The following is a 17,724-nucleotide window of genomic DNA, read 5'->3' on the forward strand; positions in this document are numbered from 1 at the left end:
TTTCATACTTTCACCAATGCCTGGCTGCCGAACAGACCGTTGGGACGAATCGCCAGCGCGACGATGACCAACGCAAAGGTAAAGATCTGCGTGAAGGCCGAGCCGAAATACATCGTGATCAGCGCTTCCGTCAGACCAAATAACAGGCCAGCCGTGAAGACACCGCCGGCACTGGTGATGCCGCCGAGAATGGCCACGGCAAAGGCTTTGAGGCCGAACAACATGCCCATTTCCGCGTTGACGCTGAACAGCGGTGCAATCAACAAACCGGCCACGGCTGCAAATACCGTGGAAACCGCAAAGGCAATGGCGACCACCCGATTGACGTTGATCCCCATCAGCATTGCTGCGCGGGGATTCTGCACGCAGGCTTCCAGCACTTTGCCCAGCCGGGTGTAACGCCGCACCAGATACAGCGCCAGGGCAATCGCCGCGCCTGCCAGTGGAATCAGCATTTGCAGGGCGCCGACGTTGCTGCCAAACAGCTCGACATTCAGGTGGGCCAGACTGCTTTCAAACTGGCGCGGCTCCTTGCCGAAGGTGAACAGCGCGAGGTTGTCCACCAGAATTCCTCCGGCCACCGTCGACATCAGCCAGGCCTGTGAGCCACGACTGTGGAAGGGCCGTACCAGCCAGCGTTCAATTGCCAGGCCATAGAGCGCACAGAGCAACAATGTCAGCGGCAGGGCGAGCCACAGCGACCAGCCCCAGTTAATGCAAAAGGTGTAGCCCAGCACCGCGCCGACCATCATGGCGCTGCCTTGGGCAAAATTGACGGTGCGCGAGACGACGTAGGTCAGGTGAAACCCCAACGCCAGCAACGCGTACATGCTGCCGAGGCCAAGCCCGGAGATGATGGCGGCGGTGTACATGGCTTACTCCTCAGGCTTGAGCGGCACGATCTGGTCGTTGACGAAGTGCGTGAACAGGTAATCGTCCGGGCCTAACGCGTCATGCTTTGCTGGGGTAAAGGGTTGCTGGTAGTGCTTGATCAAGCCGTCGTAGTCGCTGATGGCGTAAAAGCCGTCGCGGATCGCCTTGCCGTCGGTACTGCCGGCTTTTGCCATCGCCAGAGCGGCGAGGTGCAGACCGTCGTACGCATTGGCAATGCCGACCGCTGGCGTCACGTCGGCCAGCGTCTTGATCTGCGGGTAAGCCGTTTTCAACGCGGCCAACAAGGCATCGCCCTTGGCGCTGTTGTGCTCGGTGAACACGTAGGTCTGGATGAAATGCACGCGCGATGCATTGGGCCCGGCCAACTCACCAAAACGACCACCGGCCGGCCCCCAGTGCGAGACGACCGGCACGTCCCAACCCATGCGATCCAAAGACTTCACGACTTGCGCGGAAGGGCTGACGTTACCGACGAGGAGGAGGGTGTCTGCACCGGCGTTTTTCAAGCGGGTCAGCTGCGGCACGACGTCGAGATCGCTGTCCTGTATACGCTCGACACCGGCGCTGGCCATGCCACGTTTTTCCAGGGCGCGCTTGAGGCCAGCCTCGTTGGACTCGCCCCACGGGTTGTTGATGAGGATCATCCCCGGCTTCTTCATGCCGTGGTCGACGCCGTATTTCACCAGGGCTTCATCGACCAGCTCATCGACGGCGGAAACCCGGAATACGTAGTTGTCGGCGGCGCCGTTCTCGGTGATTTTCGTGCCCGCCGCCCAGATGCCCATGAACGGCACTTTCATCTGGTTGACCAATGGCACGATGGCCAGGGAAACCGGCGTATCGAGGCCACCAAACAGCACCGCGACTTTTTCGCGCTGGACCAGTTCACGAGCGGCGAGGATGCCCTTGGACGGGTTGCTTTCATCGTCGCGACGGACCAGTTCCAGCGGGCGCCCGAGCACGCCGCCACTGGCATTGACCTCGTTGATGGCCATGGTCAAACCGCGAGTCAGGGCTTCACCGGACTTGGCCGACTGCCCCGAAAGCGCGGCGACCAGACCGATCTTGATCGGCGGCTCGGCCGCTTGCGCGCCACCGAACATGGCCAGGTTGAGCGTGACTGCCGCAGCCACGGGAAACAGCAGACGCTGCAGGTTTTGAAGCCGAGTAGCCATAGTTGATTCTCCTGATTGCTAGCAGTTATAAAATTATTGCTAGCAAGTAGGGTGCCACTCGGTCTGGCTATCAAAACTCCGGCTTTTGCAGCGTGGTGTGGCGAGTTGGCGCTCCAAATGGAGGCGTTCTGCACCACGCGGAAGCGCGTTTATTGCTGCGGCGCTGGCTCACCACTCAAGGCATCGACCATCGGCGGATGTTCCTGCACCGCCTGTCGCAAGTCTTCGGTCACCCGCAGCTCAGCGCCCGTCGGCGAGAACGTTGCCGCCGCTGCGAACGGCGCGGGATTGGCCGGGACCGGGCGTTTGCCACGTCGCCACAGAAAGAAAGTGACCATGCACAGATTGACCAGTGCGAAGACCCAGAACAGACCATTGGCGCCGAAGGAATTCATCACCGGCGAAATCATCATCGGACTGATCGCCGAACCCAGCGAGTTGATCAACAGCAAGCCCTGAATCATCGGCACCAATGCTTCGGCAGGCGCACGGTCGGCGGCATGGCTGACGGCAACCGGGTACAGCGCAAACACGCCGCCACCGAGCAGAAACAGCATCACCGCGAGCATTGTCGCGGACAACGGCAACAGCACGATCACCAGCGATAACACGGTGCACGCCACCGTCAGAATCGTCAGCACCTGCAGGCGATCCTTACGGTCGGACCAACGCCCGACCGGGTATTGCAGAAGCATCGCGCCGAGGATGGTCCAGGCCATCATGCTGCCGACTTCACTGACATTCAGCCCGGCGCGTTGCAGGTATAGCGGCAGCAAGGTGTAGATCGCCGCGATGGTGACACCCGAGCCGAAACAGCCGACCAGCCCGGTCGGCGTCACGCCCAACAGTTGTCGAGGCTTGAGCGGTTCCACCTGATCGAGCAGCGGCGACACGCGCGGCAGGATCACGATCGGCAGCACCGACAACGACGCGAGCATGCCGGCAACCATGAACGGTGCGCTCTCGCTCAACCCGGTGATTTCCCCCAGCGCTGCCTGGCCCAGTACACCGGCGCCGTACAAGACGATCATGTACAACGCGAGCAAGCGCCCGCGAATCTTCGCGTCGCCCGCCAACAGCAGCCAGCTTTCGATCACCAGAAACACGCCGACCGTGGCCCAGCCATTGATCAGGCGCAGCGCGAACCAGCCCCAAGTGTCATAGAACAATCCCTGCAGCAGGATGGTCACGGCGATCAGCGAAGCAAAGCTGCCGTAGGCGCGGATATGGCCGATACGCAAAATCAAGCGGTCATTGAATACGGCACCCAGGGTCAGCCCGATGAAGTAGGCCGATGAAACGACGCCGATCATCGTCGCTGAAGCGCCGGCAGCGTCCAGTCGAAGGGTGGTCAGCGAAGACAGGAAACCGTTGCCCAGCGCAACAATGAACAGCCCGAGCAGGGGCGCCAGCGCCATGGCCAGCAAACGCGGAGACATAAAAACCTCAAGAGATCGAACAGCGCAACGTGCGCCTCTGCGCATGCGATTGCCAAGCCGGGGTGTGTGGTGCGGGTGCCCGCCGAACGGGCAGGGCGGTTAGGTACGCTGCGGTCACCAGATCCGGCGACTGCGAGAGCGCGCGGGATTCTAAGGCCTGTGGAGGATTTGCCAAGACCTGTTTGCTGCGACGCTTGGACGCAGGCAAACAAAGGCTGAGTCATAACGACAGCTCATCGTTTGCAGGGCAAAAATGTTCCTTTATTGATGCTCTTTCGCTGGTTAGCCTGTGCGGTCGAGTTGCCATTTTGTGCCAGGAGTCATGATGCTGATCAAAGGTGAACGGGCCGCCACAGGGTGTGGTTTGGTGGCGATTGTTTTGTGGAGTACCGCCGCCGGATTGATCAGGGGCGTCAGCGAGCACTTCGGCCCGCTGGGTGGCGCTGCGCTGATCTATTCGCTGGGCGCCATGCTGTTGCTGGTGTTCCTCGGCCGCCCGCGGATTCGTTCGACTTCCAGGCTCTATCTGGTGCTCGGCAGCGCATTGTTCGTCGCTTATGAGGTGTGCCTGTCGTTGGCGCTGGGTTTCGCCAGTGATCGCCATCAAGCCATCGAACTGGGCGTGGTCAATTATCTGTGGCCGTGCCTGACCGTGGTGCTGGCGATCGTCATGAACGGGCAGAAAACCCGCTGGTTCATCATTCCCGGCTCCGCGCTGGCTATTTTCGGCATCTTGTGGGTGGTCAGTGGCGAGGGGTTGTCGCTGCCGGGGATTGTGCGCAATGTTCAGTCCAACCCGTTGAGCTACAGCCTTGCATTGACCTGTGCGATCACCTTTGCGCTGTATTGCAATGTCACGCGTCGCTATGCCGGCGGGCAGAATCTGGTGGTGCTGTTTTTCGTATTGACGTCCGTGGTGTTGTGGTTGAAGTGGTACCTCAGTCTCGAACAGATTCCGCCATTCACCTGGGCAAACTCTTTGGAACTGCTGGCGGCGGGCATCGCCATGGCCGGTGGCTACGCACTCTGGAACATCGGCATCCTGCGGGGAAACCTGACCTTGCTGGCGACCGCGTCCTACTCCGCACCGGTGCTGTCGTCGGCGTTCGCCGCGCTGTGGCTGGGCGTCAGTTTGCAGATGCAGTTCTGGCAGGGCGCCGTGCTGGTGACGGTGGGCTCGCTACTGTGTTGGCAGGCGACCCGGCAGCACAAGGTTTCCCAGGCAACTCCGATCAAGGTCAGCGTGGGCGAACCCCCTCACTGAAAGAGACCTTAGCGGTCACCCCTTGCCTGATGCTAAATTGCGGCTGTCACAAGTCTCCCGCAATTGAGTCTCGACAGGCTCAGAGAAATTCAGTGTTGATGCTCTTTTATGTGCAAAAGAAGCTGGCCGAAGCAGGCCAGAAAAACGCCAGTGCAATGGCTGATCAATAGTGGGGACTGAAATTTAGAATGCGCCGCTTAATAGCTCATGGATGTGTTGTTGTCAGTATCGCGATGCTGTGTTCAGGATGTACCTCCTATGCGACCGTGCCGACAATCAACGAGCGAGCCGGAAATGGAACACAGGAAATCATCTCCAGCTTCAGTTACGAAATAGACTCTCCCTGGAAAAACAGTCGCCTTGGCAAAGACGCCTATGCGCTGACAAAGAACATGATTCCAAATGCACAGGATCTCAGCTCCAGCCCCACAGCCTCGAGCCGCCCTGCACTGGAAATAAAAATCTCGGAATTTTCATTGGGTGGCGCTTGCACGCAAGAGTATTTGACGGGGTTGAGTTTTGGTTTGATTCCGAGTTGGTGTACAAGGCCCGACCTGTTCAAGTTTGAGTTCATTCTGAATAAAGAAAACGGCGTTTGCAGGCAAAAAACCTATTCAGTAAACGCCACAACGGTTTCACATCTCGTGGTGATTCCATTTGCACTGTCGCAGCCCGACAAGCGACCACTGACCCTTGATCAGGCTTCGCTAAAAGATTTCCTTCAAGCAGATCAATGTTCCAAAGGCTTGTGACCAGCGCATCAGGCTTTCAAAAATCTCGCGGCGTAACTGACAAACAACAATAGAAAAACCAAGCCACCCAACGCGACCACCAGCGTACTGAGGTGCGCAACCATGCCGATAAATGCCGGCCCCATGAGAATGCCGGCATAGCCCATGGAGATGATCGCCGGGATGGCGGTGCGCTGGGGCATGCGCTGTTGCCGGCCCGCCGCGGTAAACAGCACCGGGACAATGTTCGAGCATCCGATACCGACCAAGGCATAGCCCAGCAATGACGCCTGCCAGCTCTCGAACACCAGCGAAACCAGCATGCCTGCCGCCGCGCAGATCCCGCCCAGCGCCACCACGCGAACGCCACCCAGTCGGCTGACGATGGCGTCTCCGGTCAGGCGCCCGAGCGTCATCGCCGCCGCAAAACTCGCATAGCCCAAACCGGCGTAGCTGGGTTCCATTGCGCGTTGCGAGGCGAGGAAAACCGCGCTCCAGTCGAGCATGGCGCCCTCAGTCAGGAAAACAATGAAACACAGGCAGCCCAAAAGCAGAACGATCCCCCGTGGCATCGCCAACAACGGGCCATCTCTCTCGGTGCCATAGGGCAGCAAACCTGGCGCAGCCTTGTACAGCGCGGCAAGGATGATCGCCACCAGACACAACACCGACAGCAGCGGATCCAGCCCCAGGCTGAGCATCGCCGTCATGGCCCCGGCACCGGCGATGCCACCGACACTGTAGAGCCCGTGGAAACCTGATTGCAGGGTTTCGCCGCTGTTCTTTTCAACAATGATCGACTGGATATTGATTGCGCAATCGAGCATGCCCATGCTCGCGCCGAACCCCAGTACGGCAAGGGCCAGCCCCGGCAGCCAGGTCAGATGGCTGAGCATCGGCAGCACCGAGCACAACGCGAGCGTTGAGCAGATGATCACTGGCCGGCAGCCAAAACGTGCGGTCAGGTAACCGGCAAATGGCATGGCGACGATCGAGCCGATACCAAATCCCAGCAACAACAGGCCCAGTCCACCGTCGTCCAGCCCCGTGCGCGCTTTGACTAACGGCACGAGTGGCGCCCAGGCCGACATCACGATGCCGGTGATCAAGAATATGATGCGGGTCGACACGCGTTCGCCGTAGTTTGCATAAGTCGCCACGGATGATGTCGGGGTGTTCATTGAGGCGGACATCCTTATCGGTGTCTCCCGGCTTTTTTGGCTACAAGCCGGAATAACAGCTTTTCGAAGCAAAAGAGTCCCTTCCAGCATCCGTCGGGATGCTGAAGGGAGGGGGTGTGGACTCGTCTGGAGAACGCCGATCAGCCAACAGACTTCAAAGGGATGGGGCCTTTGAGCCGATCCATCATGGTCGCGCAGTACCAGTCATCGAACTGACAAACGCCGGTCTCGGCCGTTTCCGAATAAGGACCCGGTTCGTACGACGGCGATGTCACGCCCCGCTGGGTGCCCTCGACCAGCGTGCGGTCCTGATCGTTGGTGGCAATCCAGACTTTGGTCAGGCGATCGATATTGTAGTCAACGCCTTCCACCGCCGTGCTTGGAACGAGCCACTTGGTGGTGACCAATGTTTCCGTAGCGCTGATCGGCAGAACGCGAAAACTCAGCGCATGGTCACCGAGAAAATGATTCCAGGTGGAGGGGTAGTGGAAGTACAGCAGCGCGCCGATGTCCGCTTCAGACGTCTTGTCCAGGCGCCCGGCAACGGCCGGCTTGCCATCCATGGTGTAGCTGACGGCACCGGATGACAGCGGAATACGGGTCATGCGGAACTGGCCGTTGATATCCATCACCAAACGGCTTGGCAACCCGGCGCTCTCGCACTTGGACCAGTAAGCCGAGAGTTCGGGATCATCTTCGCCACTGACGCCACCCACCGAAAGATTATCGACGAACGAATGCAGCAGCTCCGGGTGAGAGCCGTCGCAGTGATAGCACTCGCGATTGTTTTCGAAGACCAGTTTCCAGTTGCCTTTCTCGACGATGTTCGACTCGAACGCCACTTTGCAGTTTTCAAGGTAATGCGGCGCGATGAAAGGGCTTACGGCTTTGCGGAATCCTTCGAAGTCCGGAGCCTTGGCGGCCACGCAGACGTAAATGTAGGTATCAACGATCTCGCAGTGAACGCTTTTCAGACTGTATTGGGATTTGTCGAAATCCTGGCCCATGTTGCCGGCGAACAACAGGTTGCCATCCAGCTCGTACGTCCACTTGTGATACGGGCAAACCATCTTCGCCACTTTGCCGTGATCGGCTTCGCAGATTTTCGCGCCACGGTGACGGCAGGCGTTATGGAACGCCCGGACCTCGCCGTCTTTGCCGCGTACCACTGCAACGGGATAGTCCCCGATCTGCAGGGTGAAATACTGCCCCGGTTTGGTGATTTCAAAGGTGTGGCCGGCGAAAATCCAGTCCTTATGCCAGATCTGCTCAAGATCCTGGCGGTAAACGCTTTCACTGCTGTAAAGAGCGCCGGGCAGCGAGTGCCAGGGTTTGCGTTGTGCGATCAGGTCAAAAACGCTTTCTTTATTGTTCATTTTTATCCTCCCATAGGCTACATGGTTCTCAGCCTATATGGCCCAGGACAGACGCCGCAAACGACATTTGCTGTGGGCAATTCATGCGTTGGCGTTATCGATGAGGCCCTTACTGGAGTGGCGGAATGGCGTGAAAAATCGCTTCCAGGGCAGTAATGGCACAGGGCGACTGCGCAATGTGTTGGATCGCCGCTTTCACCGCAGCGCTGCGCTCCACACCCAGGCCGCTGGCGAACAGATCAAATTTCTGCCCCAGCTCTTCAGCGCTGAGGGCCGTTTCGGGATCGCCACGCGCGGCGGTGACCGCACTCACCAGCACGGCACCGTTTTTCAGGGTGATGGTCAGTCGCGAGAGGATTTCGTCGGGGAAGCGAGCGGAGATATCAGCGGCTTCGACGACTTCGATACGGCGGCTCAGTGCCAGAATATCTTCGGCAAAAATCGCCGCCCCGGTGACTTCTTCCGGACCGACCTTGCCCCGGACAATCAGTGCGGCCAGCGGGAAGGCGAGGGCGTACTGCGCCTGGTCGGCATCACTTGGTGTATGGCCCTGCAAACACATCGACTCGTAGAACGTTTCCACGCGAACGGTTTCTATCGAGTCGGCATCGAGCTGTGGATTTTCCCGCTGCAGTTCGAGCATGGCGGTCAGCGCCGGTTGCGCCCAGCGGCAGACTGGCCAGGGTTTGAAGTACTGGCTGTCGATCTCCCAGCGTTTGCCGATGTCGGTCCAGTATTCGGCGACGGTAATGTCTTCAACTGTTTCCGCTGGCGCGCCGGTGATGCCTTCACGAGCCATGAACAGTGCGTTCAAACCCGCGAATGCACCTGCACCGTGAGCATCGCGCAGCATCGTCGGCGCGTGTATCAGGCGCATCATCGGGCAACGTGCGCTGAAGTATTCGGCGATGCCCAAGGCATGGCGAAAGGTCGGCTCATCAAAGCCCAGCAACCGCGCGCCGGCGCAGACAACACCGAGCGCGGAAAAACCACCCGATGCGTGATAAGTCGGCGAGGTCGCCATCAATGCGGAACCTGCCCGCAGCGCCGTTTCATAACCGATGCACAGAGCGGTGAGCAGTTCATGGCCGCTGATCGACTGGCCTCGATGATGCAGCGCATCGGCGAGGGCCAGTACGGCGGGAACAACAGTGGCACCGGCGTGGCCCTTGGATTTGAAGTGGCCTTCGTGGGCGTCGAGGCTGTCAGCGCTGAAACCTCCGGCCCAGGCTGCGCCGAGTACGTTGACGCGCTGTCCGGCAAAGATCAGACGACTGCTATAAGCGCCCGCCGGGTAATGCAGTTCGGCAAAACGCCGCATGGCGCTGCTGGTGTCATTGCTGGCCGCGCCGGCCATGACGCCGACGATGTCCAGCAAACTGTTCTGCACAATTGCACGAGTCTTGAACGGGGCACCGAGGAAATCAAAGTCGCGACAGAATTCGAACAGTGACATTCAACAATCCCTTCCTGTGAGTTGAGCCGAGCCGATCATGGTCGGCGCGGCTCAACAATGAGCCAGGGGGAGGGTGCTGCTCTAGCAACATTTTCGTCGGGCTATTGATAACCAAATCAGCCGACGCCTGTGCGGACTGAATTAACGGCGGGGAAACTTCGCCAGAATCCATTCGCGAAAACGCCGCAGCTCGTCTTCGTTTTCGGAGCTTTCGCGACAGCTCAGGTAGTGCCAGCTGTTGCGCAACTGCACCTGTTGCTCGATCGGGCGCACCAGCAAGCCTTGCTGCACCAACCCCGTGACCAGGTGATTCCAGCCCAGCGCAATGCCCTGATGGGTCAAGACCATGCTGATGAGCAGGTTGTAGTCGTTGGCGTTGAAGATCTGCGGGCTGTTCGGCGGACGATCATCGATATCGATGGCCTGAAACGCCAGCCACACGCCCCAGTCGACATGCTCGGCAACTTGCGAGCGGCCGTAGGGACTGAGGTTGAGCAATGCCGAATCACGCACGCCTTCGATCGTCGAAATTTCCGGGTGCTTCTCCAGATACTGCGGGGTGCACACCGGGTAAATCACGTCGTGGCACAACGGGTAGCTTCTATAACCGTCACGGATGCGCGAAATCTTGGTGATGAAGATGTCCGGCTGGACACCGGGTTCCATGGTCAGAAAGTTCTGCGTGGTGATCAGGTTGAGCTCGATGTCCGGGCACTGGGCGAAGAACTCCTGCAGATGATTCGACAGCCACAGCGCGGAAAAGGCCGGCGAGCAACAAACGGTGAGGACCTTCTTGGTCGACTGGCTGCTGCGGATGCGTTCGGCGGCCTGGGCGATGTTGACGAACGACAGTTGCGCGGCATCGAAGAACACCGCGCCGGCGGCCGTCAGTTCCACCGCACGGCCGACCCGGGTAAACAGTTGCGCGCCCAGATAGCTTTCCAGTTCACGGATCTGCCGGCTGATCGCGGCTTGCGAAACGCACAGTGCCTCCGCCGCACGGGTGAAGCTTTCGTATTTGGCCGCAGCCACAAATGCCTTCACAGCCCTCAAGGACGGCATTTTCAGCAGGATGGTGTCAGGGTCGACATGCTTGCTCATTCGTACACTCTCCTAACGATACAGCTCCCCAACGAAGCGCGAGGAGGGTAACGGAACCGTCCGCCGTGGGCTATGCCGGCGTCGCTGCGGGGATAGACCCGGTCGCTCAGGGCACGAAAGCGGCTGTTACTCGCCACCGTCGCCGTATCCGATAACCTGACGTTATCAAATTGTCCCTGTAAATGTAGTTGGATTAACCAGGGTGATGCTAATAGATTTGAAACATCCCTTTTTCCTGGGACCTCAAAAATAATAAAAGGAAGCCCGTCGTGAAGACATCTATTCATTACCGCTGCCGCTTACAATTATTTTTGCTCGTTTGCCTGTCGCTTAATGCGAAAGATGCACGATGCGAAGGAGGCAAGGTATGACAAGTTCCGACGAGATCATCTGCGTAAAGAATGTTTTCAAAGTCTTCGGTACGCAGCCAGCACTTGCCATGAAAATGGTTAAAGAAGGCGCGTCAAAAGCTGAAGTGTTTAAAAAGACCGGTCAGGCGATTGGTGTTTTTGATGCCAACTTCTCTGTTCGCCGTGGCGAGATTTTCGTGATCATGGGTTTGTCCGGCTCGGGCAAATCGACCATGGTCAGATTGTTCAATCGGTTGATCGAACCAACCGCCGGCCAGATCTTTCTCAATGGCAAGGAAATCACCGGCCTGGGCGACAAGGACTTGTTGCAGGTTCGCCGCAAAGACATGGGCATGGTCTTCCAGTCGTTTGCTTTGATGCCGCACATGAGTGTCATCGACAACGTCAGCTTCGGCCTGGAAATCAGCGGTGTCAGCGAAAAAGAACGCTATTGCCGCGCGATGGGCGCACTGGAGCAGGTCGGGCTTTCGGGGCAGGAGCTGAGCTTTCCTCACCAACTCTCCGGCGGCATGCAGCAACGCGTCGGTCTGGCCCGCGCGCTGGCCAACGATCCCGCCATTCTGCTGATGGACGAAGCCTTCTCGGCACTCGATCCGATGATTCGCAGCGAAATGCAGGGCGAGCTGATCAAGCTCCAGGCCGAGCAGGATCGCACGATCATTTTCATCTCCCACGATATCGAAGAAGCGGTTCGCATCGGTCACCGCATTGCGATCATGGAAGGCGGGCGCGTGGTGCAAATCGGTACGCCGCGTGAACTTCTGTGCAAGCCGGTGAATAAATATGTGCGTGATTTCTTTAATGGCTTCGACACCAGTCGCATTCTGAAAGCGGGCGATATAGCGCAACAGGATTGCAATGTCGCTTATATCCCTGGCGGGCAAACACCGATTAAAGCGGAAGCGTCTCTGCGCGACATCTTTCATCTTGTTGCTGCCTCGGCAACGCCCATGCCGGTTGTGGATGAAGTTGGGCTTTATAAAGGCTCCATTTCGCAAGGCCATCTTTTGAGCTGCCTGTGTAACAGCTGAACTGCGAATAACCAGAATTGATACGCCGTTTCTGAGTGCGAGGTAGCATCATGTCAGACTTCAACTTTTTAGATCCCTTTCAAAGTCTCAATATTCCTTTGGGATCCTGGGTGGAAACCGCCCTTAAATACTTGGTGCATAACTTCAGGGAAGTGTTTCGCTCGATCCGCTGGCCAGTCGATCAAGTGCTCGACGGTGTCCAGTGGGGATTACTGTCGGTTCCGCCCACGGTATTCATCATCATCGCCGGACTGATCAGTTGGCAGATTGGCGGCAAGCGCATCGCCATCTTCAGCGTCGCAACCCTCACCGGGCTCGGACTGATCGGTGTGTGGAACGATGCAATGGTCACGCTGGCCCTGGTGCTGACATCACTGCTGTTTTGCGCGGTTATCGGCATCCCGCTCGGCATCCTGTGCGCACGCAGTGATCGCACGGAAATGATCATTCGCCCAGTGCTCGACGCCATGCAAACGCTCCCCGCATTCGTCTATCTGGTGCCGGTGGTCATGCTCTTCGGCATCGGCAACGTGCCGGGTGTGATTGTCACCATCATCTTTTCTGTCGCGCCATTGGTGCGACTGACCAACCTCGGCATTCGTCAGGTTCCGGCCGACAAGGTCGAAGCGGCGCGAGCGTTCGGCTGTACGGCCACGCAAATGCTGATGAAGGTGCAGTTGCCGTTGGCGGCGCCGACGATGATGGCCGGCCTCAATCAGACGCTGATGTTGTCGCTGTCGATGGTAGTGGTTGCGTCGATGATCTCGGTAGGCGGTCTGGGCTTGATGGTGTTGAGCGGCATCGGTCGCCTCGACATGGGCCTGGCCAGCGTCGGCGGTGCCGGCCTGGTGCTGCTCGCGGTATTCCTTGACCGACTGACCCAGGCAATGGGTGAGCGCAGCAGCGATCTGGCCAGCGGTCAGCGCTGGTATGAAAGCGGCCCGGTGGGGCTGGTCATGAAACTGAAGAAAAAGAAGAACGTTGCACGTCCAGTGACGAATTGAGTTGGCCTGCTCACCCCATTAAAAATTCCAAGCGTGGTGAAACATGAAACTGACAAATCTCAAGAAAAGCGTGGTTGCGAGCCTGGTGGCTTCGGTGTTTGGCACCTTGCTGTGCTCGGCGGTTTACGCGGCCGATGCCAACAAACCCGGCGCGGGCGTTTCGATTACGCCGATCTTCCCGACTATCGCCGAAGAGCGCTTTCGCGGTGAAGTAGTGATCGCTGGCCTCAAGGAACTGGGCTACGACGTCAAACAGCCGAAAGAAGTCGACTACCCGGCGATGTTTCTCGCGCTGTCTTACGGCGACGCGGATTTCACCGTGCATGAATGGGAACACCTGCACCAAGCGTTTTATGAGAAGGCCGGCGGCGATGACGTGATGGTCAAGGTCGGGCAAGTCATGAAAGGCGTGCTGCAGGGCTACATGATCGACAAGAAGACTGCCGAGGCTTATCAGATCAAGGATCTGTCAGACCTGAAGAAACCCGAAATCGCCAAACTCTTCGACAGCAACGGTGACGGCAAGGCTGACCTGACAGGCTGCAACCCGGGGTGGGGCTGCGAAATCATGGTTGAGCACCACATGAAAGCCTACGGTCTGGGGCCCACCGTGGTCGACAACCGCGGCTCGTACTTCGCCTTGATGGCGGACACCATTGCGCGCTTTCAGCAAGGCAAGCCCGTGCTGTTCTTCACTTGGGTTCCGCAGTGGATCGCCAGCGTATTGGTGGAAGGGCGTGATGTGGTCTGGTTGCCGGTGCCGTTCACCTCGCTGCCGGATGGCAAGGAAAGCAAGGACACTTTCCATGATGGCAAGAACCTCGGTTTCCCGGTGGACACGGTCAATGCCGTGATGAACAAAGAGTTCGCCGAGAAGAACCCGGTGGCGCGCAAATTCCTCTCTGAAGTCAGCATCCCTACAGCCGCTGAAAGTGCGCAAAACCTGCGCATGCAGAACGGTGAAAAGTCGCTGGCCGACATCAAGCGGCATGCCGCGGAATGGATCAAGGCCAATCAGCAAGCCTATGACGGCTGGTTGAGTGACGCCCGAGCGGCAGCGAAGTAATCGGTGCAACTACGGGTTGGCGGCGGGCCGTGCCAGTCGCCAAACCAACGGGTTGTCGTTTCAAGTGAAGGTGAGCGGGTGACGCAAGATGGAAACGTTCCAGAGTCCGTTGAAACAACAGAACACCGGATTTCGCCAATCCACCGTGATGTCGGGCCATGAACGTGTGGTGCGGGTGGCGTTTATCCTGCTCGATCATTTTTCGTTGACGACGCTTTCAACGTCGATGGATGCCCTGGCCACTGGAAACCTGATCAACGGCGAGACGATTTACGAGGTATCCACTTACTCCGTTCAGGGCGGGCTGGTTGAAAGTGATATCGGCGTGTCGCTGGCCTCGCAAAGGCTGGTCGCAGAAGGCTTCAGTCATGATGCAGTGATTGTCGTCGGAGGCCAGCGTGTGAGGCTTGCCACGCAGCCAGTGCTGCGCCGAGTGCTGAAGAAGTCCGCGAGCAAAGGGATCGTCGCCGGTTGCTGGAATGCCGCGTTTTATCTGGCTGATGCCGGTTTGCTAGAGACTGGGGACTTTGCTTGTCACAGCGACAGTTGCGGCCTGATTCATGAATATTTCCCGCAGTTGAACGTTTCGACTCGCGAGTTTGTTTGCACACAGCGCCGAGCCACTTGCGCCAACGCTCATTCGGCGCTGGATATGACCCTGGCGATCATGCAGGAACTGGGCGCGCGCAACGATGCGGCACTGGTCGATGAAATAAAACGGGTTCACCAATCTGGACAAGCTCACCCGAAGTTTGCGGCAAACGCCGACAGCCTTCGCTGCTCTTCGATTCCAAAGCCTTTGAATATCGCGCTCGATTTGATGGAAAAGAACATTGAGGAACCGCTGGAAATCGATGCAATCGCCAGCCAGGTCGGCGTGTCACGCCGGCAACTGGAAAGAAGGTTTGCCCGTTACCTGAATGCGGCACCGAATCGCTACTACCTGGAGCTGCGTTTGACACGGGCTCGGCAATTGATTGTGCAAAGTGACCGCTCGTTGACGGATGTGGCACTGGCCACCGGGTTTGTCAGTTATCCGCACTTCTATAAACGCTTCAAGGACCTGTTCGGCTTACCGCCCATGACCTTCAGGGATTATTACTACGCCAACGACTATGCCAGTAGCGGACGTTATGCCGTGGCGGCCAATTTTTAGAACAAACAGTTAATCGTCACTGTTTGCGCAAGTGCCAGTTTTGCAAGTTTCCGGATCAACGCCACTGCGTGCGTTTGCTTTGTGCCGCGTGCGTTTTGCAACTTCAACGATTAACGGTTCAACACTATGAAAGTCAGTTCATTACCCGCCGATGATGATAGTTGTGGCTGGTTTCACTTGAGCAAACCACGCAGCCCCGAGCCGGCTCACCGCGGGCACCGTTCAGCCCGCTGGGTGATCATCGGTGCCGGCTTCACGGGTCTGGCGTGCGCGCGGCAACTGGCGTTGAATTTTCCCGACGACGAAGTGCTGCTCATCGAAGCGCAGGAAGTCGGACTGGGCCCGTCGGGGCGTAATGCCGGTTTTGCCATTGATCTTCCCCATGATATTGGCGCTGAGGATTACATCGGTGACATCGCGCTTGCACGCACCAGTTTGAAACTCAATCTGGCCGGCCAATCGATACTTCGCGAGCTGGTCGATCAATACCGTATCGAATGCCAGATGAGAGCTTGCGGCAAATATCAGGCGGCGGTAGAGACCCGCGGTATTGCCGTCCTCGATGCCTATCGCCGGGGCCTGGAAAAACTCGATCAGCCTTTTCAGATGATTGATGCCGATGAGTTGCCCGAACACTTGGGCACGCGCTTTTACCGCAAGGCATTGTTCACCCCGGGGGCGGTGCTACTGCAACCGTCCGGGCTGGTGAAAGGCCTCGCCGACAACCTGCCATCGAACGTCACGCTGTATGAGCGCACGCCGATTCTGGAAGTGGAGTACGGCGCCAAGACTGTCCTCAAGCACGCTCACGGCAGCATCACCGCCGACAAGCTGATTCTGGCGAACAACTCGTTCGGTATGCGTTTCGGTTTCCTGCAAGGGCGCATGTTGCCGATCTACACCTACGCCAGCATTACGCGGCCGCTGACCGAAGAGGAACAGGCGCGCCTTGGCGGTAAACCGTTCTGGGGCGCCATTCCGGCGGATCCGTTCGGCACCACGGTGCGCCGCACCCCGGATAACCGCCTGCTGATCCGCAACAGTTTCACCTTCAACCCGGATGGTCGCAGCAACAGCAAATACAACGAACGTTTCGTGCGCCGGCACAAGGCGTCATTCGATCAGCGTTTCCCGATGTTGCCGGACGTGACGTTTGAATACACCTGGGGCGGCGCCTTGGCCATGTCGCGCAATCACAACGGCTTCTTCGGTGAACTGGCGCCCAATGTTTATGGCGCGCTCGGATGCAACGGTCTGGGCGTCACGCGCGGAACCGTCACCGGCAAGTTGCTCGCGGACTGGCTGGCGGGACAGCGCGACCCACTGATTGATTTCCTGTTGCAGGCGCCAGGGCCCAACAGCAACCCGCCAGAACCGTTTCTTTCGCTGGGGGTGAACATGAACCTCAAGTGGGGGCAGTACCGCGCCGGGAGAGAAAGCTGAGTCTGCGTTGACTAGTCGCTGAAGCCTCGTCGCTTTGCTGCCGTCCTGAAGGCTTGCGCCGCCAATAACCACGGTCTGCCCGGCATGCCGTCGGGCGCACGGATTGAACATTGAACCACTGGAGAAAACGCTATGAACTTTGACGGAATTTTTACCCCTGCCATTACCCCGTTGTCCGCTGATGGCCAGATCGACTATTCGGCGTTCTCCGAGGTGCTCGAATACCTGATCGAGTCCAAGGTTCACGGCATCGTTATCGGCGGCTCCACCGGCGAGTATTACGCGCACACCGCCGAGGAGCGGGTGGCCGTGGCCGAGCGTGCCAAGGATGTAATTCGTGGGCGCTTGCCGCTGGTCATCGGCACTGGCGGCATTCGTACCGAAGACTCGGTGTACTTCGCCGAAAAAGCCAAGTCCCTCGAAGCGGACGCCATTTTGGTCGGTTCACCACCGTATGCCTTGCCGACGCAGAAGGAAATTGCCGCTCACGTGCTCGCCGTGGACAAGGCCGCCGGGCTGCCGATCATGTTGTACAACTATCCGTCGCGGATGGGCGTGGCGATGGGCGACGAGTTTTTCCAAGCGATTGCCGGCTGCAAGAACATCGCCGCCATCAAGGAAAGTTCGGGCGAGATGAGTCGCCTGCACCGTCTGGCTCATGCCCATCCGTCGATCCAGTTGTCTTGTGGCTGGGATGATCAGGCTTTGGAGTTCTTCGCCTGGGGCGCGCGCAGTTGGGTGTGCGCCGGCTCGAACTTCATCCCGCGTGAACACATTGCGCTCTACGAAGCCTGTGTCCTGGAGAAGAACTTCGATAAGGGCCGGCGGATCATGTCGGCGATGCTGCCGTTGATGGATTTCCTCGAGAGCGGCAAGTTCGTGCAATCGATCAAACATGGCAGCGAACTCAGTGGCCTGCGTGCCGGCGGTGTCCGGGCGCCACTGCAAGCGCTGGAGCCTTCCGAGAAGCAAGCGCTGGAAAGCGTGATCAAAACCCTTCAGAACAACGTCGCGCGTATCGTCGAGGAGGCTTGAA

Annotated in this window: 15 protein-coding genes; 8 read left to right on the forward strand and 7 right to left on the reverse strand. The window is 58.4% G+C overall.

The features are described from left to right. Positions 1 to 2: 2 nt before the first annotated feature. The 3 genes from AK821_RS13020 to AK821_RS13030 all read right to left on the reverse strand — a co-directional run bounded on the left by AK821_RS13020 (position 3) and on the right by AK821_RS13030 (position 3,553). Entirely contained in the window at positions 3 to 872 is an 870-nt protein-coding gene (locus AK821_RS13020) for a branched-chain amino acid ABC transporter permease (RefSeq protein WP_064390019.1), read from the reverse strand. A gap of 3 nt (positions 873 to 875) precedes the next feature. Continuing rightward, positions 876 to 2,069 (reverse strand): ABC transporter substrate-binding protein, encoded by a 1,194-nt coding sequence (locus AK821_RS13025; RefSeq protein WP_064390020.1) that lies wholly within the window; start codon positions 2,067 to 2,069, stop codon positions 876 to 878. A gap of 149 nt (positions 2,070 to 2,218) precedes the next feature. Then, positions 2,219 to 3,553: an MFS transporter gene (locus tag AK821_RS13030; RefSeq protein ID WP_330219029.1), complete on the reverse strand. Its 1,335-nt coding sequence runs from the start codon at positions 3,551 to 3,553 to the stop codon at positions 2,219 to 2,221. A gap of 280 nt (positions 3,554 to 3,833) precedes the next feature. Here AK821_RS13030 and yddG point away from each other — a divergent pair, with 280 nt between their 5' ends. Both yddG and AK821_RS13040 read left to right on the forward strand, forming a co-directional pair. Further along, the gene (gene yddG / locus AK821_RS13035) at positions 3,834 to 4,772 is read left to right on the forward strand and encodes an aromatic amino acid DMT transporter YddG (RefSeq protein ID WP_064390022.1); all 939 of its coding nucleotides are present in this window, start codon (positions 3,834 to 3,836) and stop codon (positions 4,770 to 4,772) included. Between the two features lie 188 nt (positions 4,773 to 4,960). Beyond that, positions 4,961 to 5,524, forward strand: coding sequence for a hypothetical protein (locus AK821_RS13040; protein WP_064390023.1), 564 nt, complete (start codon positions 4,961 to 4,963; stop codon positions 5,522 to 5,524). Between the two features lie 8 nt (positions 5,525 to 5,532). On the opposite strand, the gene AK821_RS13045 is transcribed toward AK821_RS13040, so the two are convergent. The 4 genes from AK821_RS13045 to AK821_RS13060 all read right to left on the reverse strand — a co-directional run bounded on the left by AK821_RS13045 (position 5,533) and on the right by AK821_RS13060 (position 10,617). After that, on the reverse strand, positions 5,533 to 6,684 hold the full coding sequence (locus tag AK821_RS13045; protein WP_064390024.1) for an MFS transporter: 1,152 nt from the start codon (positions 6,682 to 6,684) through the stop codon (positions 5,533 to 5,535). A 140-nt stretch (positions 6,685 to 6,824) separates the two neighbouring features. Continuing rightward, complete coding sequence (locus AK821_RS13050; RefSeq protein WP_064390025.1) at positions 6,825 to 8,060, reverse strand: aromatic ring-hydroxylating oxygenase subunit alpha; 1,236 nt, start codon at positions 8,058 to 8,060, stop codon at positions 6,825 to 6,827. A 109-nt stretch (positions 8,061 to 8,169) separates the two neighbouring features. Beyond that, positions 8,170 to 9,516: an MmgE/PrpD family protein gene (locus AK821_RS13055; protein ID WP_064390026.1), complete on the reverse strand. Its 1,347-nt coding sequence runs from the start codon at positions 9,514 to 9,516 to the stop codon at positions 8,170 to 8,172. Positions 9,517 to 9,657: 141 nt separating this feature from the next. After that, positions 9,658 to 10,617: a LysR family transcriptional regulator gene (locus AK821_RS13060; protein ID WP_007913217.1), complete on the reverse strand. Its 960-nt coding sequence runs from the start codon at positions 10,615 to 10,617 to the stop codon at positions 9,658 to 9,660. A gap of 367 nt (positions 10,618 to 10,984) precedes the next feature. Between AK821_RS13060 and AK821_RS13065 the strand changes: the two genes are divergently transcribed. The 6 genes from AK821_RS13065 (at position 10,985) to AK821_RS13090 (ending at position 17,723) form a co-directional block, all read left to right on the forward strand. Continuing rightward, positions 10,985 to 12,019, forward strand: a complete 1,035-nt coding sequence (locus tag AK821_RS13065) for a quaternary amine ABC transporter ATP-binding protein (RefSeq protein WP_064390027.1) — start codon at positions 10,985 to 10,987, stop codon at positions 12,017 to 12,019. Between the two features lie 50 nt (positions 12,020 to 12,069). Continuing rightward, on the forward strand, positions 12,070 to 13,023 hold the full coding sequence (gene proW, locus AK821_RS13070) for a glycine betaine/L-proline ABC transporter permease ProW (protein WP_007913213.1): 954 nt from the start codon (positions 12,070 to 12,072) through the stop codon (positions 13,021 to 13,023). Positions 13,024 to 13,066: 43 nt separating this feature from the next. Beyond that, positions 13,067 to 14,089: a glycine betaine/L-proline ABC transporter substrate-binding protein ProX gene (gene proX / locus AK821_RS13075; protein ID WP_064390028.1), complete on the forward strand. Its 1,023-nt coding sequence runs from the start codon at positions 13,067 to 13,069 to the stop codon at positions 14,087 to 14,089. An 88-nt stretch (positions 14,090 to 14,177) separates the two neighbouring features. Beyond that, positions 14,178 to 15,245, forward strand: coding sequence for a GlxA family transcriptional regulator (locus AK821_RS13080; protein ID WP_064390029.1), 1,068 nt, complete (start codon positions 14,178 to 14,180; stop codon positions 15,243 to 15,245). A 126-nt stretch (positions 15,246 to 15,371) separates the two neighbouring features. Continuing rightward, positions 15,372 to 16,688: an NAD(P)/FAD-dependent oxidoreductase gene (locus AK821_RS13085; RefSeq protein ID WP_064390030.1), complete on the forward strand. Its 1,317-nt coding sequence runs from the start codon at positions 15,372 to 15,374 to the stop codon at positions 16,686 to 16,688. Positions 16,689 to 16,820: 132 nt separating this feature from the next. Then, on the forward strand, positions 16,821 to 17,723 hold the full coding sequence (locus tag AK821_RS13090) for a dihydrodipicolinate synthase family protein (RefSeq protein ID WP_064390031.1): 903 nt from the start codon (positions 16,821 to 16,823) through the stop codon (positions 17,721 to 17,723). The last annotated feature ends 1 nt before the right edge of the window (position 17,724 follow it).

Origin of the sequence: Pseudomonas sp. RIT-PI-r, from assembly GCF_001297015.1 — a bacterium.
GTDB lineage: Bacteria > Pseudomonadota > Gammaproteobacteria > Pseudomonadales > Pseudomonadaceae > Aquipseudomonas.

Bases quoted from the DNA above. Each gene is read 5' to 3' on its own strand.
- AK821_RS13045 (WP_064390024.1), bottom strand. From the start codon at position 6,684: ATGAACACCCCGACATCATCCGTGGCGACTTATGCAAACTACGGCGAA.
- AK821_RS13065 (WP_064390027.1), top strand. From the start codon at position 10,985: ATGACAAGTTCCGACGAGATCATCTGCGTAAAGAATGTTTTCAAAGTC.
- yddG (WP_064390022.1), top strand. From the start codon at position 3,834: ATGCTGATCAAAGGTGAACGGGCCGCCACAGGGTGTGGTTTGGTGGCG.
- AK821_RS13055 (WP_064390026.1), bottom strand. From the start codon at position 9,516: ATGTCACTGTTCGAATTCTGTCGCGACTTTGATTTCCTCGGTGCCCCG.
- AK821_RS13060 (WP_007913217.1), bottom strand. From the start codon at position 10,617: ATGAGCAAGCATGTCGACCCTGACACCATCCTGCTGAAAATGCCGTCC.
- AK821_RS13085 (WP_064390030.1), top strand. From the start codon at position 15,372: ATGAAAGTCAGTTCATTACCCGCCGATGATGATAGTTGTGGCTGGTTT.
- proX (WP_064390028.1), top strand. From the start codon at position 13,067: ATGAAACTGACAAATCTCAAGAAAAGCGTGGTTGCGAGCCTGGTGGCT.
- AK821_RS13090 (WP_064390031.1), top strand. From the start codon at position 16,821: ATGAACTTTGACGGAATTTTTACCCCTGCCATTACCCCGTTGTCCGCT.
- AK821_RS13030 (WP_330219029.1), bottom strand. From the start codon at position 3,553: ATGCGCAGAGGCGCACGTTGCGCTGTTCGATCTCTTGAGGTTTTTATG.
- AK821_RS13040 (WP_064390023.1), top strand. From the start codon at position 4,961: ATGCGCCGCTTAATAGCTCATGGATGTGTTGTTGTCAGTATCGCGATG.
- AK821_RS13080 (WP_064390029.1), top strand. From the start codon at position 14,178: ATGGAAACGTTCCAGAGTCCGTTGAAACAACAGAACACCGGATTTCGC.
- AK821_RS13020 (WP_064390019.1), bottom strand. From the start codon at position 872: ATGTACACCGCCGCCATCATCTCCGGGCTTGGCCTCGGCAGCATGTAC.
- proW (WP_007913213.1), top strand. From the start codon at position 12,070: ATGTCAGACTTCAACTTTTTAGATCCCTTTCAAAGTCTCAATATTCCT.
- AK821_RS13025 (WP_064390020.1), bottom strand. From the start codon at position 2,069: ATGGCTACTCGGCTTCAAAACCTGCAGCGTCTGCTGTTTCCCGTGGCT.
- AK821_RS13050 (WP_064390025.1), bottom strand. From the start codon at position 8,060: ATGAACAATAAAGAAAGCGTTTTTGACCTGATCGCACAACGCAAACCC.